Annotated in this window: 14 protein-coding genes; 8 read left to right on the forward strand and 6 right to left on the reverse strand. The window is 44.6% G+C overall.

What is annotated here, in order from left to right:
• Positions 1-153 precede the first annotated feature (153 nt).
• The 7 genes from cysC to OSCIL6407_RS0120490 all read left to right on the forward strand — a co-directional run bounded on the left by cysC (position 154) and on the right by OSCIL6407_RS0120490 (position 8,646).
• Positions 154-681: an adenylyl-sulfate kinase gene (gene cysC / locus OSCIL6407_RS0120460; RefSeq protein ID WP_007357317.1), complete on the forward strand. Its 528-nt coding sequence runs from the start codon at positions 154-156 to the stop codon at positions 679-681.
• A gap of 42 nt (positions 682-723) precedes the next feature.
• Positions 724-2,262, forward strand: a complete 1,539-nt coding sequence (locus OSCIL6407_RS0120465) for an SLBB domain-containing protein (RefSeq protein ID WP_007357318.1) — start codon at positions 724-726, stop codon at positions 2,260-2,262.
• A 126-nt stretch (positions 2,263-2,388) separates the two neighbouring features.
• Positions 2,389-4,710: a GumC family protein gene (locus OSCIL6407_RS0120470; RefSeq protein WP_019487610.1), complete on the forward strand. Its 2,322-nt coding sequence runs from the start codon at positions 2,389-2,391 to the stop codon at positions 4,708-4,710.
• 409 nt (positions 4,711-5,119) lie between these two features.
• A complete protein-coding gene (locus tag OSCIL6407_RS0120475; RefSeq protein WP_007357321.1) occupies positions 5,120-6,487 on the forward strand; it encodes an NAD-dependent succinate-semialdehyde dehydrogenase in 1,368 nt (455 codons plus the stop codon).
• Positions 6,488-6,509: 22 nt separating this feature from the next.
• Entirely contained in the window at positions 6,510-6,677 is a 168-nt protein-coding gene (locus OSCIL6407_RS36325) for a hypothetical protein (RefSeq protein WP_007357322.1), read from the forward strand.
• Positions 6,678-6,781: 104 nt separating this feature from the next.
• Positions 6,782-6,979, forward strand: a complete 198-nt coding sequence (locus tag OSCIL6407_RS0120485) for a DUF2283 domain-containing protein (protein ID WP_007357323.1) — start codon at positions 6,782-6,784, stop codon at positions 6,977-6,979.
• 29 nt (positions 6,980-7,008) lie between these two features.
• Positions 7,009-8,646, forward strand: a complete 1,638-nt coding sequence (locus OSCIL6407_RS0120490) for an acetolactate synthase large subunit (protein WP_019487611.1) — start codon at positions 7,009-7,011, stop codon at positions 8,644-8,646.
• 191 nt (positions 8,647-8,837) lie between these two features.
• Here the strand turns inward: OSCIL6407_RS0120490 and OSCIL6407_RS0120495 are convergent, their stop codons facing one another.
• From OSCIL6407_RS0120495 to OSCIL6407_RS0120530, 6 genes are all read right to left on the reverse strand, one after another.
• Complete coding sequence (locus tag OSCIL6407_RS0120495; RefSeq protein WP_007357627.1) at positions 8,838-12,260, reverse strand: EAL domain-containing protein; 3,423 nt, start codon at positions 12,258-12,260, stop codon at positions 8,838-8,840.
• 57 nt (positions 12,261-12,317) lie between these two features.
• Entirely contained in the window at positions 12,318-12,908 is a 591-nt protein-coding gene (locus tag OSCIL6407_RS0120500; RefSeq protein WP_007357628.1) for a CPBP family intramembrane glutamic endopeptidase, read from the reverse strand.
• Between the two features lie 170 nt (positions 12,909-13,078).
• Positions 13,079-14,152 carry a DUF3326 domain-containing protein gene (locus OSCIL6407_RS0120510; protein ID WP_007357629.1) on the reverse strand — a complete coding sequence of 358 codons (1,074 nt, stop codon included), beginning with the start codon at positions 14,150-14,152 and terminating at the stop codon, positions 13,079-13,081.
• Positions 14,149-14,358, reverse strand: a complete 210-nt coding sequence (locus tag OSCIL6407_RS0120515; protein ID WP_007357630.1) for a hypothetical protein — start codon at positions 14,356-14,358, stop codon at positions 14,149-14,151. The genes OSCIL6407_RS0120510 and OSCIL6407_RS0120515 overlap by 4 nt, the downstream gene beginning before the upstream one ends.
• Before the next feature lie 58 nt (positions 14,359-14,416).
• Positions 14,417-14,734: a 2Fe-2S iron-sulfur cluster-binding protein gene (locus tag OSCIL6407_RS0120520; protein WP_007357631.1), complete on the reverse strand. Its 318-nt coding sequence runs from the start codon at positions 14,732-14,734 to the stop codon at positions 14,417-14,419.
• Positions 14,735-14,960: 226 nt separating this feature from the next.
• The gene (locus OSCIL6407_RS0120530; RefSeq protein WP_007357632.1) at positions 14,961-16,133 is read right to left on the reverse strand and encodes a YcjF family protein; all 1,173 of its coding nucleotides are present in this window, start codon (positions 16,131-16,133) and stop codon (positions 14,961-14,963) included.
• 264 nt (positions 16,134-16,397) lie between these two features.
• Between OSCIL6407_RS0120530 and OSCIL6407_RS0120535 the strand changes: the two genes are divergently transcribed.
• Positions 16,398-18,389: an ATP-binding protein gene (locus OSCIL6407_RS0120535; protein WP_007357633.1), complete on the forward strand. Its 1,992-nt coding sequence runs from the start codon at positions 16,398-16,400 to the stop codon at positions 18,387-18,389.
• Positions 18,390-18,392 lie beyond the last annotated feature (3 nt).

The raw sequence follows: 18,392 nt of genomic DNA on the forward strand, positions 1-18,392 counted from the left end.
GTTGTTGGTTGTTAGTTGTTAGTTGTTGTTACTAAAATTAGGACTTAGGCACGCATCGCCCCTTATTCCCTAGCCCCTAGCCCCTAGCCTCTAGCCCCTTCTTCCCTTCTTCCCTAGCCCCTAGTCCCTAGCCCCTAGCTCCTATTTATAACAATGACAAAAAAAGGTTTCATCTTGTGGTTTACTGGACTCAGCGGTTCAGGAAAAACAACAATTAGTAAAGCTGTAGAACCAGAACTAAAAGCCAGAGGTTGTAAAGTAGAAATATTGGATGGCGATGTTGTCAGAACGCATCTGTCAAAAGGATTAGGTTTTAGCAGAGAAGACCGCGATACTAATATTCGCCGAATTGGATTCGTAGCTCATCTTTTGTCGCGCAATGGAGTTGTGGCAATTACCGCAGCCATTAGTCCTTACAGAGTGGTACGCGACGAGATTCGCGTAATGGAACCTAACTTTGTTGAAGTATATGTAAAAGCTTCTCTGGAAACCTGCGAAGCGCGAGATGTAAAAGGGTTGTACGCTAAGGCGAGAGCAGGCGAAATTAAGGGATTTACTGGCATTGATGACCCTTACGAAGAACCCCTCAACCCTGAGATAATTTGCTCTACAGCAGAGGAAAGTATAGATGAAAGTGTTCTTAAAATTCTTACCAAACTAGAGGAGTTAGGTTACATTTGAGTTTGAAGGGCAAAATGAGGCTAAAAGCTAAAGGCGATCGCGATGATAACTAATCAAATAATTAATATCGTCAAAAGTTTAACAGCATCAACTCTGATGGCAGCGACCGCATCTTCTCCTAGTGTAGCCCAGTTGCCACCACCCCCCCCTCCTTTGCCCGTTCCTGCACCGGCACCATTTCCCATTCCCGTACAGTCAGCCATCCAAACCTCTGAAGCATACACTTTAGGAGCAGGCGATCGCATTCAAATTGACATTTTTAACGTCCCCGAATACAGCGGCCCCAACGGTCAGCACCAAATCCTTGCCGACGGTACTCTCAGCCTCCCCTTAATTGGCAACCTCGGCGTTCAAGGCATGACCTTAGAACAAGCTGCTGACGAGATTAAACAGCGATATGGCAAATACCTCAGACGGCCGGTAATTACCCTGAAATTGCTGGCCCCGCGACCTCTACAAATCGCCATTGCCGGCGAAGTTCACCGTCCCGGTTCCTATACAGTATCCCCCTCATCTGGCCCCGGTGGCTTCGCAGAGCAAGTAGGAACCCAACTCCCAACAGTCACGCGGGCCCTAAAAATGGCCGGCGGTATTACCCCCTCCGCCGACGTTCGCCAAATCAAAATCCGTCGGCCTCAACGCGGCGGGCCAGAACAAATTATTAATGTCAACCTTTGGGAATTATTGCAGAGTGGTGACTTACGTAGTGATATTACCTTACGAGATGGAGACGCTATTTATATCCCCACTGTCACTGATATTAACCGCGAGGAAAACCGCACTTTAGCAAATGCAAATTTTTCCTCAGAAAGTAATGAAGCTATTAATATTGCAGTAGTCGGTGAAGTGGCCCGTCCCGGTACTTACACTCTAGGTAGAGATATTCAAACTAATCAAATCACAGCTATCGAGGCTAATGGAAATCAAACACTGCTCAGCTCAAACGAACCTCCACCAGACACTAGCGGGCCAAGCACTGTTACTAAAGCAATTAAACTAGCAGGAGGCATTACCCAACAAGCCGACATTCGCCAGATTCAAGTTCGCCGCATCACCCGCGCCGGCACGGAACAAACGATTAGTGTTAATCTTTGGGAACTATTACAGGCGGGAGATATAACCCAAGACGTAATGCTGCAACAAGGAGATACTATTATCGTCCCGAAAGCAGATAATACAAACTCCATTGAAAATGCAGAAGTGGGAAATTCTAGCTTCTCTCCAGATACAATTAATATTAGCATAGTTGGGGAAGCGATCAGACCAGGAGCTATTGCTGTCCCGCCGAGCACTTCTTTAAATCAAGCCTTATTAGCAGCCGGAGGATTTAATAAAGCACGAGCCGATATGAGTTCAGTAGAATTAATTAGATTGAATCCCAACGGTACTGTTTCCCGGCGGACTATCTCTATTAATTTTGAGGCGGCGGTGAATGAAGAAACTAATCCTTTGCTTCGTAGTAATGACGTAATTATGGTAAAACGCTCCGGTCGTGCGGCATTCTCAGATAGAGTAGGGGGAACTATAGCTCCTTTTAGTCCATTTTTAGGAATTCTCAGAGTTTTCGATTTATTTCGATGAGCCAAAAATAAAATTTAATTTACTAATCTCAGTCAAATTCCAAAGCTCAAAACCGCGAACTATTGCAAGACTAACCAACAATCTGACTAACAATCTAAAATCCCCTTAAAAAGTTGTAGGTGCAAAATGAAGCCAGAACCAAATTCACAATTAATAGTAATTAATTCTAAGAAAACACAAGCAGCACAGCCAAAATTAAATTCCGTCCTTTATCCAGACGAGTTTTACAAACAGCAAGATAAAACTGAAATAGAACAGACGAGTATCTGGGATGTCTTTCGACGCAGAGCTATTTTAATTGTGGGAGTGACAGCAGCACTAACTACGGCAGCTTTTAGCTGGACTTTAACCCAAACAAATGAATATGAAGGTAAGTTTCAGCTATTAGTAGAACCTGTAATTACTGAAAACACCTTAGCAAAAATTTACTCGGGAGAGCTGAAGCTACAACCAGCCGCACCCGTCAATCAAGAAAAGTCTGGCTTTGATTATAACTCTCAGATTCAGGTTTTGCAGAGTCCCCAAGTCATGTCTCCGATTATTAAACAACTGCAAACCAAGTATCCCGATATTGACTATAAAACTCTGTTTGGAAAAACTACTGAAAACGTCCAATTGGGAGAAGACAAACTCTCGATTAAACGCCTTAATAACACCAAAATCTTAGAAGTACGTTATCGCGATACTGACCCCAAAAAAATCCAATTTGTTTTGGATAAAGTTGTTGAAGGCTATCGCCGTTACAGCCTGCAAGATGGCAAAACAGATATCCGTAAAAGCTCTGATTTTATTCAATCCCAAATTCCACCGTTGAGGAAACGAATCGACGGCGCACAAGCAGAATTACAAAAACTACGGCAACAATATAATTTTATCGATCCTCAAATCCAAACTCAACAACTTGCTCAGCAAATGAGTCAACTTCAAACTCAGAGGTTGGACACTCAAACGCAGAAAAATCAACAGGAATTACTCTACAAGAACCTGGAAGCACAGCTAGGATTAGATCAAAGACAAGCATTAATGGCATCTGCACTTACCCAAGCACCTCGCTATCAAGCTTTACTGACTCAATTGCAACAATTAGAAGCAAATATTGCGATTAATTTAGCTACTTATACTCAAGAAAGTCCGCAAATGCAATCGATGTTAGAGCAGCGCAAAAATTTGCTACCTTTGTTACGACAAGAAGCTGAGCGAGTTTTGGGTACTGACTTAGGTAAAGTTAATCCACAAGTTTTGGCTTTTCAGGATTCTGTGCGGATGAAATTAATCGAGGAATTGGTGAATACTGCTAATCAAATTCAGGTATTAGGAGTACGCAATCAGGTTCTCGAACAAGCGGAAAAACAGTTAAGTCAATACGCGCAAGTATTTCCTGTGGTGCTTCGCCGCTATGCTGATTTGCAGCGGGATTTAGAAACCAGTAATAATACGCTCAATGGTTTATTAGCCAAACAACAAGCTTTACAACTTGAAGCTGTGGGTGTGAAAGATGTGGCTTGGGATGTGATTGCTAAGCCAGAAATTCCTCGTTATCAAAATGGGGAGTTGATACCAGTTTCTCCCAATATGCCTTTAAATTTGGCTGTAGGCGGAGTTGCAGGATTGCTTTTGGGGATGCTTTTAGCGCAGTTGGCGGAACGGTTTCAACATAAGGTTTTCCACACGCCGGAAGAAGCTAAATATACTTTACAATTGCCTTTGTTAGGGGTAATTCCTGTTAGCGATAAAGTTTTGCGGCTTCCTTCTGCTGAGACTGCGGCGATTGATTTGGAAAATCCGCCTACTCCTACAAATGCGTTTCAGGAAGCTTTTAGATCGTTGAATGCTAATATTCGGTTGTTGAATGTTGACAGTCCCATTCGGTCTTGTGCAATTACATCTTGTCAAGTTGCAGATGGTAAGTCTACTGTAGCGGTAAATCTGGCAATGGCGGCGGCGGCGATGGGTCAGCGGGTGTTATTGGTAGATGCTGATTTACGGCGGCCGCAGGTGCATGAAATGTTATGCTTGCCAAATTGGAAGGGTTTAAGTAGTGTAATTACTGAGGATTTGGAGGTAGAGGAGGTGATGGTACAATCGCCAAGAGAGGATAATTTATTTGTGTTAACCTCTGGCCCATTTTTCCCCGATCCCACTAAGTTGCTTTCGTCTCGGAAAATGCAACATTTAATGGAGAATTTGTCAAGTAAATTCGACTTGATTATTTACGATACTCCGCCGCTTTTGGGTTTAGCGGATGCGAATTTGTTGGGTGCTCATACTAATGGGTTAATGTTGGTGGTGGGATTGAATCAAACTGAGCGAGAGGCCTTACTTTTGGCCTTAGAAGATTTGAAAATGGCGGGGATTCCCTTGTTGGGAATGGTGGCGAATGGGGATAAGGGAAGCAGGTATTATTATCAATCTTATGGTCAGAATTATTTTGAGCAAACATCGGCTTGAGTTACAAAAATAAAGTCCGGCGGTTGAAACCGCAGCTACACAAACAAAGTCCGCCTACGCGGACTAATAGATGTTGAGGCATCTCTTATACCAAATCCGACTTAAATAACCCTTTATTCTTTAGTCCGCGTAGGCGGACTTTGTGCGTGTAGTAGCGATTTCAATCGCCATTATTAAAGGGTCTGGGAATCTGTTGTCCGATCGCACTGACCCTCAGAAAAAATAAAAAATGCTGGCGATCGCTTCTAAACAAGATATAATTAAAGTTTGAGAGCTTTAAGCTCGATCGCATTGAGGAAGATACGGCACCAGCCGCAAATGAAAATCTTAGATTTACTCAAGTACCACCCCCGCCTAAATCAAAGCTTAGAGGGGGTTTTTGCATCTTTTTTGCAAAGGAGATGAAGCAATGGCTATTGCGACAATTAACCCCACAACGGGGGAAACACTCAAAACTTATGCACCCGACTCGGATGCAGAAATTGAAGCTAAGCTGGAATTAGCACAGCAGGCATTTAGCAAATACCGCCGCCTGCCATTTGAACAAAAAGCGAAGTGGATGCAGGCAACTGCGGATATTTTGGAACGCGATCGCGAAAAATTTGCCAAAATTATGACCCTGGAAATGGGTAAAACTTTAAAATCTGCGATCGCAGAAGTCGAAAAATCGGCTTTAGGTTGTCGTTATTACGCTGAAAATGCGCCCCAATTTCTCGCCGACGCACCAGCAAAAACCGACGCTAGCCAAAGTTTTGTCCGCTACCAACCCCTCGGCCCCATTTTGGCCGTCATGCCTTGGAACTTCCCATTTTGGCAGGTTTTCCGCTTTGCTGCACCCGCACTCATGGCCGGCAATGTTGGCTTACTCAAACACGCTTCTAACGTACCACAGTGCGCCTTAACTATCGAAGAAATCTTTACAGAAGCGGGTTTTCCCCCCGGAGTGTTTCAAACCTTGCTAGTTGGTGCCGATAAAGTAGCAAATATTGTTACTGACGATCGCGTTAAAGCAGCAACCCTGACAGGAAGCGAACCAGCGGGTGCAAGTTTAGCAGCAGCGGCGGGAAAAAGTTTGAAGAAAACAGTGCTGGAATTGGGGGGAAGTGACCCGTATATTGTAATGCCGAGTGCCGATATCGCCGCTGCCGCGTCAACTGCTGTCACCGCCAGGACGATCAATAACGGTCAGTCTTGTATTGCCGCAAAACGCTTTATTTTGGCAGACGCGATCGCCGACGAATTTCTCAAACATTTTGTCGCCAAAATGGAGGCTTTAAAAATTGGCGATCCCATGCTTCCAGACACAGATATTGGCCCTTTAGCAACCCCAAATATTCTCCAAGAATTAGACACTCAAGTACAAGCTTGCATTCAGTCGGGAGCCAAACTCTTGACTGGTGGTCGCGCTTTATCTGAGCAACCAGGAAATTTCTATCAGCCTACCATTTTAGCAGAAATTCCTGCGGATTCTCCCGCCCGCCTTGAGGAATTTTTCGGCCCAGTAGCTTTAGTATTCCGGGTATCTGGAATTGACGAAGCTATTGAGTTAGCAAATAGCACATCTTTCGGTTTAGGAGCATCAGCTTGGACGGCGGAAAAAACAGAAAGCGATCGCTTTATTTCCGAACTAGAAGCCGGATCGGTATTTATTAACGGTTTAGTCAAATCTGACCTCAGATTGCCATTTGGTGGGATTAAACGTTCCGGTTACGGTCGCGAATTGAGCGTCCAAGGAATTCACGAATTTGTTAACATTAAAACAGTGTGGGTGAAATAAATTGAAATAATCGGGAGGATAGGTGAAACCTATTAGGTGGACAGTTCACGCGCTGCAAAACCTCGCAACTCGTGAAATTAGCCGACAAGAAGCTGATCTAACACTGCAAACGCCTGAATTTATCGTTAATAGCAATCAATCTGCACGACAAATCTTTATGAAGCGGTACTTTGATACAAATTTACAGTAGGAAATGCTAATGCGAATTGTAGTAGAAGAAACTTCAACAGAGATAGTAGTTTGTACGCTGTACAAAACTTCGCAGATTCACAGATACTTGAGAGGACTTTAGTTATGAAAGTAGCTTACGATCCCGAAACAGATTCACTGACAATTACAATGCGAGAAAGTCGGATTAAAGAAAGTGATGAAGTTTACCCAGGTGTAATTTTAGACCTTGGCTATGATGGTGAAATCGTGCGATTTGAGATTTTGTCAGCATCTAAAGTTGTCCAAAAACTCCCCCAAATTCCAGTTGTTTTAGGCGAATAAATCCCAATTTACAGAGGAGAAAAACGGAAATGAATACAGCTCAATTATTAGTGAAATGTCTGGAAAATGAAGGCGTAGAATACGTATTCGGACTCCCTGGTGAAGAAAATCTCGAAGTTTTAGAAGCCTTGAGAAATTCTTCAATTAAGTTTATCACCACTCGCCACGAACAAGGCGCAGCTTTCATGGCTGATGTTTACGGACGTTTGACAGGAAAAGCCGGCGTTTGTTTATCTACCTTGGGGCCAGGTGCAACCAATTTAATCACTGGCGTTGCTGATGCTGACTTAGACGGTGCTCCCCTAGTAGCAATTACGGGACAAGTCGGGACAGACAGGATGCACACACAATCTCATCAATATTTAGATTTGGTCGCAATGTTTGCTCCAGTTACTAAATGGAATGCTCAAATTGTGCGCCCTAGTATTACTCCCGAAATTGTCCGCAAAGCATTTAAAATTGCTCAGAGCGAAAAACCAGGAGCAGTTCACATAGATGTGCCAGAAAATATTGCGGCAATGGAGGTTGAGGGTATTCCGCTTAACAAAGACGATCGGGAAAAAACCTATGGTGGCTTTCAGAGTATCAATAAAGCAGCAGTCGCCATTTCTAAAGCTATTAATCCCCTAATTTTAGTTGGCAATGGAGCAATTCGTGCTAATGCAAGTGCGGCTTTAACGGAATTTGCCACTCATTTAAATGTCCCCGTTGCTAATACTTTTATGGGCAAAGGAATGATTCCTTATACTCATCCGTTAGCCTTATGGTCGGCGGGTTTACAGAAGCGGGATCACATTAGCTGCGCTTTTGATAATACCGATCTAGTGATTGCCATTGGCTATGACTTAATTGAGTATTCGCCCAAGAAATGGAATCCTCAAGGCACCATTCCTATTATCCACATTGGCGTTGATCCAGCAGAAATTGACAGCAGCTATATTCCTATTGTAGAAGTTTTAGGCGATATTTCTGACTCTTTGAATGAAATTTTACGGCGGACAGATCGCAAGGGAAAACCAGAACCATTTGCCGTACAATTACGAGCCGATATTCGCGCCGATTACGAGCGCTATGCTAAAGATGATGGTTTTCCTATTAAGCCCCAAAAAATAGTTTACGACTTACGGCAGGTGATGGGCCCGGATGATATTGTGATCTCAGATGTGGGCGCTCATAAAATGTGGATGGCCCGTCACTACCACTGCGATCGCCCCAATACCTGTTTAATTTCTAATGGGTTTGCGGCGATGGGAATTGCGATTCCAGGCGCGATCGCAGCTAAACTTGTTTATCCCGACAGGAAAGTAGTAGCGGTAAGCGGTGACGGCGGTTTTATGATGAATTGCCAAGAGTTAGAAACTGCGCTGCGAGTAGGTACTAATTTTGTTACTCTCATCTTTAATGATGGCGGTTATGGCTTGATTGAGTGGAAGCAAGAAGATTACTTTGGCAAGTCAGCTTTCATCAAGTTCGGCAATCCAGATTTTGTGAAGTTTGCCGAAAGTATGGGTTTGAAAGGCTATCGAGTTGAAGCTGCAAGTGATTTAATTCCTATACTCAAAGAAGCCCTTGCCCAAGATTTACCTGCTGTGATTGACTGCCCTGTAGACTACCGAGAAAATGCTATTTTTAGCAAAAAAGCTGGAGGTTTAAGCTGCAAGATGTAAATTAGGTAATTGGTAATTGGTAATTGCTAATGGCTAATGGCTAATGGCTAATGGCTAATGGCTAATGGCTAATGGCTAATGGCTAATTACCCATCTCCCCCATCTCCCTCATCTTCCTCATCTCCCCCATCTCCCCCATCTCCCCCATCTCCCCCATCTCCCCCTTCTTCCTTCTTCCTTCTTCCTTCGACTTACCATTGGAGTGCAGGACTTAGCAAAGCTGTCGCCGCTTCGCTGTCTACAGGTTTAGAGAAAAAATATCCTTGACCAAATTCGCATCCAAGCGATCGCAATTGAGCGAGATGGTGGGAAGTTTCTACGCCTTCCGCCACTACATCCATACCTAAACTGTGAGCTAACATGACGATCGCACGCACGATCTCAGAATTATCGCCATCTACACCCATCCTACTGACAAAAGACCGATCGATTTTCAAAGTATTAATTGGGAAACGGTGCAGGTACGAGAGAGAAGAATAGCCCGTCCCAAAGTCATCAATACATAGATGAATCCCTAAATCTCTCAATTGCGAGAGCATCGTCACGGCTGATTCTCCATCTTCCATCACCACGCTTTCCGTAATTTCTAACTTTAAATACTGACCATCTAAACCTGTTTCCTCTAGCACTTGTTTAATTTGCTCTATTAAGTCAGGCTGAGCAAATTGTCTGCCCGAAAGGTTAACAGCTATGGTCAGTTGAGAATTAGGAAGAGGTAATTGGTAATTAGAAACGGGTAATTCACAACTGGGAATTGGCAAATTTGGCTCCTCCACTGCCTTATTTATGAGTGGGCGATGCCGAAGCGACTGGTTGTCGTCTACCGACACTTCCAAGTCACAACCAAATAAAGTGTTATCTAATTTTGAACTAGAATCTATATCTCCAAGTTGGAACTGCTGTGCCCACAATTCAGGATTCGAGTTCAAACTTACACCTCTACAATTGAAGTCGAACTCGCCTGGGGTGTGAGACTTCAAGCTCTTTTGCCATTTAACCATCTGACTGCAAGCTTCCCGTAGTACCCACTGGCCTAACGGTACGATCAATCCAGTTTCTTCTGCTACAGGGATAAACTCTGCGGGTGTTACCAAACCCCGTTCTGGATGCAACCAGCGTACTAGAGCTTCAAACCCGACTACGATACCACGACTGAGGGAAACGATCGGCTGATAGTAAAGGACAAAGGGGGAAGAAGGGGTGAGGGGTGAGGGGTGAGGGGCTGAAGAAGGGATTAGGGTATAGGGGTTAGGGGCTAGGGAAGAATTTTCTTCTTCTGTTTCTCTAATCTCTAGTCCCCAGTCCCCAGTCTCTTCTTCTCTTTCCCTAGCCCCTAGCCCCTGTCCCCTAGCCCCTTCTTCAGCCCCTTCTTCCCCGCAAGTAAGCTCTACCGCTCGGCGTAAGTCGCTCTCTAACTGCATCAGCGCCACAGCGTGGGTGTGCATAGCAGCCGCGAACACCTGATAGCGAGCTTTACCGAGAGCTTTCGCCCGATACATAGCAATGTCTGCGTCTCGCAGGATGTCCCCTGGCCACTGATACTCAGGGGTACTGAGGGCAATGCCCATGCTAGCAGTGACAGTAACTTTGTGGCCTTCTAGGTGTAGGGGTTGTTCGAGGGCCTGCTGTATGCGGTTGGCTGTGGCGATCGCCACGCTGACATCTTCGATTTCTTCTAGCAGGATGATGAATTCGTCCCCTCCCAGACGCGCTACAGTATCGCCAGAGCGCAGACAGCTCATCAATCGTCGGGCGATCGCGTAGAGTAGGCGATCGCCAGCCTGATGTCCTTGGCTGTCATTGATCACCTTAAACCGATCCAAATCTAAAAATATGACACCAAAGCGATAATTGGGATTACGTCTAGCGCGAGCCAAAGCTTGTCCGAGACGATCCATCAACAAGGCTCGATTTGGCAATTCTGTCAAAGCATCGTGCAGAGCATCATGAAGTAATTGGTCTTCAGCCGCCTTGCGTTCAGTCACATCGTGGCAATTGACCACAATTCCTTGTACAGCAGGTTCTTCGAGCAGATTCGTCGCCACCGCCTCCAACACGCACTCCTTCCCATTTTTGTGCCGCACGCGGTATTCCGCCAAGCCTAAACCCACGCAGGGGTGTTTAATTACCCCATCTAGCACTCGGCGTACTAGGTGTAATTCATCGGGGTGAACCCAATTAAATATAGATTCCCCCAGCACTTCTTCTCTGGAGTAGCCTAAAATCCGCTCTTGGGAAGGCGAGACATAGCGGCAGATCCCGTCTGCGTCCACAATCAAGATGATATCTGTAGCATTTTCAATTAGCGATCGGAATCTTTGTTCGCTTTGGCGGAGTTCTTGTTCTGTGCGTTTGCGATCGGTAATGTTCGTTGAGATGCCGATCAGTCCCACAATTTTGCCAGCAGCATCCTTAATCGCATCCGCACGCATTAAAACTTGAATGGTTTGACCGGTGCGAGTGCGCTTAGTAACTTCGCCACGCCAAGAATTACCACTCATAATCGTTTTGAGAACATCCTCAGCAACGGCGGGATCTGCAAACACGATCGGTATGCCGCCAGAGGCGTTGAATTCTTCCACAGTTTCGTATTCAAATAGCTCGGAGAAGGCCTGATTTTGATAGATGTGAGTGCCTCTAGCATCAGCCATTCCCACCGCGTCGCTAGAACTTTCCACAGCTTTGCGCGTCAGTACCAGTGCTTCTTCTGCTAGCTTGCGCTCAGTAATATCAATCCCAATAGTGAAAGCTGCTTTACCCTCATTGTACTTTTGAGCCACAATCAGATAGTGCCGCAGGTTCGGCCCATTTGCTGTTGGCAGCGTTGCGGTCATTTCTTCTATTGCTTCTGTCTTGGGACTAGCAAAAAAGGAGCGTACAAATTGGCAAAATTCAGAGCTTGAACCCAGAAATCCGATGTCTTTGCCAGCAAATGCCTCTGGAGACAAGCCGTGAAGTCTCGCCAAATGGTGGTTAACTCCTAAGTAGCGTAAATCTGAACTAATCCAAGAAACTGTTCCCGGTACTGCCTCTAAAATTGTTTGCAATTGAGCTGTGGCTTGATGTAGCGATTCCTGCGCTTCTATGCGGTAGGAAATATCGGATTGTACGCCGATGAAGTGAGTTAATTGGCCTTTTTTGTCCCGCACGGGAGAAATTGCCAGTTTGTTCCAGAAATGGGTTCCGTCTTTGCGATAATTTTTTAAGACTACTTCACAAGCACGCCCTTCCCGCAAAGCGTTGCGGAGTTCTTCTAGGGCCGCAGGATCGGTGTCTGGCCCTTGCAAAAAGCGGCAATTTTTACCCTCTATTTCTGCTTGGGAATAGCCCGTGATCCTTTCAAAGGCAGGATTGCAGTAGATAATGGGACAGTCTGGTAGTCTGGCATCAGCGATGACGATACCGTTGTTAGAGGCGGCGATCGCGCGATCGCGCAGCCGTAGCGCCTCTGAAACTGAAGAGCGATCGCTAACTTTTTTATTTTTATCTAAATTAGAGAGTAACCGCTCCTGCCGATTTCGCATTACCCCAACCTTTAACCGAAATTTAATAATTTCTCCGATGTTCTTACTGTACAGGAAAAATTGCTGAAATTCTCTCGGTAGTAGCTGCATCGGATGAAAGCTGTCAGCCGACTAAAAGGCAGGAGTTAGTAGTCAGAATTAGAACTATTACTTGAATCCTTTGCTTTCTAGTTTCCAAATGCAGCTAGAAATTACATTTGTGCAGATATGAGCTACAATTGGCACTAATAAATTGCCCGTTTCTAAGGCGCTATACCCAAGTAAAAATCCTACCGCCGTTGCCCAAACTGCATAGGGCCATTGTTGCCACCCTCCCAAGTGCAAAATACCAAAGCAAAAACTAGATAATACTAAGGCAGTAATATTAAACCCAAAGGCAGATAACATTACACCTCTAAATAGTAATTCTTCGCTCATTCCTGGTAGAAGTCCCAGCCAAATTAAGTCTGGCCAAAATAGGGGTTTAAGCACTAATTCTAAGTAAATGTCAGCACTACGGCGATAAGCTGGCCATAAGCGGTAGATGATTGTACTCGCAACTGTAATTGTTATGCCGATCGCTAGCCCCCAAATTAAGGCTAAGGGTGTTAATTTGACAGGTAACAAGGAAACAGATCCAAATTGCAGCCACAATTTGGCAATGGCCAGCAAAATCACTGCTGTCACTCCCATTGCTACTAGAATTTGAGTGCGTGTTAGGGGTTCGAGTTCGGAATTGTTAGGAAGTTGTTCTGGCACTTTGGAAGAAGGGACTAGGGGCGGGGGAGCGGGGGAGCAGGGGAGCAGGGGAGCAGGGGAGCAGGGGGCAGGGGGCGGGGGAGCGGGGGAGCAGGGGAGATGGGTAATTAGCGATTAGCGATTAGCGATTAGCGATTAGCGATTAGCCATTACCAATTACCAATTACCAATTAGCTATTAGCCTGGATAGATAGGCGATGTAAGGGCGGGATTTTGGGGTGTAGCATTGCTGGATTAATTCCAGCTTTATGAGCTACTAATACTCCTAATGCTTCTAAATATGAGTTTACCTGTAAAGCTTTAATTCCTAATTTGTCTGGGGTTGCTTGCATTTGGGTTTGATTTTCGGCGACAGCGATAATTTGCACTGCCGATCGCTGAATTAGACTTAGGATAGCACTGCCGCCGCAAGCTGTTGCGGGTATGACTACTGCATCTACGTCAGCGGCAGTTATTGGGGATTGGGTAATTTTCTCCTCGGTGACAAATTGGGGGGCTTTACTTAATCCCGCCAGTACGCAAGGTAGGAAGGTATAACCGATTTCTTCGGCTGCCGATCGCGCTGAAATCTGAGAATCTAGAGGTAGTGGTAACAGGGCGGGGGCGTGGGCACAAGGTATTTTAAAGGTTTTGACGATTAAGTGGCTAATTACGGCTTCTGCACCGGCGAGGGGGTCAACTCCTTGGCCATACCTGTACTGTTGCAACTGCGTGCTGCCTTCGTCATCGGGAAATCGGGCAATAACTGCGATCGCTTCTACTTTTGCTTGTTTAATCAGCCCTTCTGCTGCCCGCAGTAAACTATCCGGATTGGCGATCGTACCCCAAGATGCCCCAGAATTAGAGGTGCGTAACTCTACCTCCAAAGGCATATCTGTCAGTACATAATCGGTAATATTAATTCCTAATGTCGCTCTAGCAGCATCAGCGGCTTGCAAGTGACGCAGTTGCAAGTCTGGTTCAATCCCTGAGTCGAGGATTAAACCAATGCGGTTTTGATGAACTGGCTGCAAACCCCAGCATCCAGAGGCAAATTTGTCAAGGGCGTAGCCTTCGACGTAGAGAGCGTTAGGTAAAGGCCAATACAACTGAGCGCCGTTGAGAACGTTGGGGTGAGTAATCAGTGTATCGCAAATTTGGGCGATCGCTCTGGCAACTGGTAGCGCATCGCCAGCATAGCCGCCAATGGACGCGCCAACCCCTGTGGGGACAATCAAAACCACTGTAAAATGACGGCGGTTCACGGGGTTACAGGTGTTTCAATCTCTACTTTTGTCGCTTCTACGAGCACGTAGCCTTCAATTGTAGCCTTTTGCCGCACCACATCCACGTCTGTAACGGCCCAGCGTAAAGGTTCCCCTTGTTTTTGGAGTTCCGCCTCAATTGCTGCGTGCAATTGCTCCACAGTTTCTGGGAGATCAATTTCTAAGGTAATGAAATTGGTTGTCATGGAGGACTCCGTAGTATTTGCAACCTTTAGGGGTTCAATTGTTAATTCTAGCTTACTTTCAGGATTGACCGAATTGGCGATTGTACACAATCTCTTCCTTTTCTGTTTCAATTTTCAAGTTAGAGCGGGGATAGGCAATGCACAGCAAGACAAATCCTTCTTTCTGAAGTTCGGGACTTACCCCCATACAGTCATCTTGATCGACTTTACCTTCGATAATTTGAGCCGCACAAGTGGTACAGACTCCTGCATTGCAAGAATTTGGCAACTCTATACCAGCTTTCTCGGCAGTGGTAAGAATTTTTTGATCTTCTGGCACTTCTATGGTATAGCTTTTGCCTTGGTGGAGGATTTCTACAGTGTAAGTGGTGGACATAATTAATGATTAGTAAGCCTGAAATTATTGTACAGCTCAATGACATTCCTGCTTACGTCAAGCCAACAATTCGTCAACGGCGACACTAAAACCCGCCAGCACTAACTGAGTGCTGACTGTTGCACCTGAATTAAAGTTCATAAAATTTGCTAATTTTATTCTTTTCTTAAGTCCGCGTAGGCGGACTTCATTTGTGTAGACGCGATTTCAATCGCCCGCCTTAATATTACTCAATATTGATATTTTTGGGAGGAATTGGTTGGTCTTCTTTCAAAGTTTTGCGTCCAGACTCTAGATAATCCTTATATAACTCAACAAACATTTTACTGAGATCGGATAAAGAAATATTTTCTCCATTAATTTGAGCTTTAATATAAGCCTTAAGCACTTCAATGTAAGCTAAACCGAGAGCAAGTGTTAAAGTTGCTGCCGTAGCACCAGAAATAGCACCTCCGACTAAAGTGCCGGCACCTGGGATCATTTTGAGTAAGTTAGTAACAATATTTCTACCAACAGCAGTCACCCCGCTTGCACCTGTAATTGTGGAAAACATAGCAGAGATAAATCCTTTATCAAAGGGCAATCCAAAGATCGCAGTAATATTAGCAATCATCGCTGTTTGGACTGTCACAAGTATCGGCGCATCAGCAAAGGGTATGGGAGTTGCCCCAATAATAGCAGAGCCAGCAACATAACCAGTTACATACTTGAAAGCCATCTCGCCTTTGAGAGCAATGCTAGCAATTTGTTCTTTAACAAATGCTTTTTTTGCTACTTCTGGTAACAACTGAAAAGTATAATGTACTAAACGATCTAAACTGTGTGCTTTAATGGTGTAATCGTCGTCAATTTCTTCTGGTTCTGCTAGCACTGGTATGATCTGGCTCACGGGCAAATTCATGTGTTCTAATTCTTTGAAAAACTCACTCGGTTTTTTACTTGTGGTTTGAGTGAGTACCAAGATCGTTGGCACATCTTTGATTTCAATATCTTTGAGCCAGTTTTCTTCCACTGGTTCTATTCTATTAGTTCCCTGATTAATGCAGTACCAAACGACGTGAATGTGTTCTATGGGGTGTAGGAGCCTTTGCTCGTCAATTAGTTTAGCAACATTAAGCTGGACAATTTTAATTTGTTCGGCGTTTAGCTCTAGTCCTGGGGTATCATAGACAGTTATGGGACAATTGGGCTTAGTATATTGGCGAATCCCTTGGGTTATAGGTCTTCCGACACCTGTTTCTGCTAAGCGATCGCGAAAAACGGCGTTGATGAGGGTGCTTTTACCTACGCCAGTTTTGCCGATAACTAAAACGTTGCACTGTCCGACTTGATTTTCGGCTTCTGTGAAGGCGGCAAAACTTTTGTTCAAGAGTTCGTCGAAGGAAAAATCTTCTGACATGGCTTTGCTCCGAGAATAGCGATTGCCCAGATTAAAACATATCACAATTACGAGAGCTTTTGCTACAATGGTGCGCCAAGGTTTAATCTACTTAAGACTTAGGCATCACGCTTAGTAACGCAGCCATCCCAGGGTTATACTCAATGCTGAGACGGCAGCTTTACAAATACTTTTGCGTAAGTCCTACTACTATTTGAACACTAGGTTTAGCATCTACTTATTCAGTCAAAACTAAGTAATCTCAAAATCACTCCAACAGCGGTTATGAATAATCAAAAATTGATTCCTGACAATGAAACCGAACGTCTGAAAGCGCTTCAACGTTATGAAATTTTAGATACACGCCCCGAAGGTACTTTTGACCGCGTTACCGCAATTGTAGCTCGACTGCTACAAGTACCCATTGCTGTTGTTAGTTTAGTAGACAACGATCGCATTTGGTTTAAGTCACGTCATGGCTTAGATATTCAGCAAATTGACCGTTCCCCAGGCTTGTGTGCATCGGCTATTCTTTCTCCTGATATCTACGTTGTTACAGACGCTACTAAAGATGCACGGGCAGCCACAAATTCCCTGGTAACTAGCGACTTTGGATTACGTTTTTATGTCGGAGCTCCGCTACAAACTCACGACGGCTATAGCTTGGGAACCTTATGCGCGATCGACAAACAACCACGTCCTATTTCTCCACAGGAAATGGGAATTTTGAACGATCTAGCCGGGATAGTCATGGATGAAATCGAGCTCCGTCTTGCAGCTAGAAAAGTTGATGAGTTAAATGCTGAACTAGCGGAAGCTAAAGAGAAAGCGGAAGTTGCCAACGAAGCAAAAAGTATCTTTCTTGCTAATATGAGCCACGAATTGCGATCGCCTCTCAATGCCATTTTGGGTTTTTCCCAAATTATGACTCGCAGCAAAACTTTACCATCTGAACACATAGAGAATGTCGGCATTATTAGCCGTAGCGGGGAGCATCTACTCTCCTTGATCAACAACGTTTTAGATTTATCAAAAATTGAAGCGGGACACACTACCCTCAACGAAAAAAACTTCGATCTTTATCGCCTGCTAGATGATTTAGAAGATATGTTTCATCTGAAAGCCGACGATCGACGTTTACAGTTAATTTTTGAGCGTAGTCCTGATGTTCCTCGCTACGTGCGAACTGATGAAGTCAAACTGCGCCAAATCTTAATTAACTTACTCAATAACGCCCTCAAGTTTACGCAAGTAGGAGGCGTTTCAGTTAGAGTAGTAACCGATGGTGGATCGTTAGTCACAGGTACAGCAACCAAACAAATAACCGATGAATCAGAAAAAACTATGCTGCGGTTTGAAGTCGAAGACTCTGGCCCTGGCATTGCCCCCGAAGAATTAGACTCGTTATTTGAAGTTTTTGTACAAACTCAAACAGGTAAAGAAGCACAGGAAGGTACGGGTTTAGGATTACCAATTAGCCGTAAATTTGTGCAGTTAATGGGAGGAGAGATCGCGGTCAGCAGTGAAGTTGGTAGCGGCACCAATTTCAAATTTAATATTCAAGTCAACGTCGTTGATGCGAGCGAAATTGAGAGTAAACAATTAGCACGACGAGCAATTGCTTTAGAGCCAAATCAACCCCAATATCGAATTCTAATTGTTGATGATAAACCCCTCAATCGCCAACTGCTAATTCAACTCCTGAATCCCTTTGGTTTTGCCTTAAAAGAAGCGATGGATGGCAAAGAAGCGGTAGAAATTGCCGATAGTTGGGAACCTCATTTAATCTGGATGGATATGAGGATGCCAGTGATGGATGGCTACGAGGCAACAAAACAGATCAAAGGTAGCACTAAAGGTCAAGCAACGGCAATTATTGCTCTGACTGCTAGTGTTTTAGAAGAAGAAAGGGCTGTGATTCTATCAGCAGGTTGCGATGATTTTATGCGGAAGCCATTCCGGGAGGCTGATATTTTTACTGCGATTGAGAAACACATTGGTGTGCGCTTTATTTATGAAGAAGCTACCGCTAAAAGTTTCGCTCATCAGTCTAATAGCCAAACTCAAGACGAACTCAAATCATCTATTTTGGCATTGCCTAGCGAGTTATTAGCTAATTTGTTAGAAGCTGTAAAATTCTCCGACATGATGAAAGTCGATAGCTATATTGAGGAGATGCGCCCCCTAAATCCTGGGCTAGCTGAGGCGTTGGCAAGTTTAGCACATAATTTTGAGTATGACAAAATAGCCCTCTTAATTCAACGGGTGAAGCCATAACCG

Origin of the sequence: Kamptonema formosum PCC 6407 (assembly GCF_000332155.1) — a bacterium.
GTDB classification, from domain to species: Bacteria; Cyanobacteriota; Cyanobacteriia; order Cyanobacteriales; family Microcoleaceae; genus Kamptonema; species Kamptonema formosum.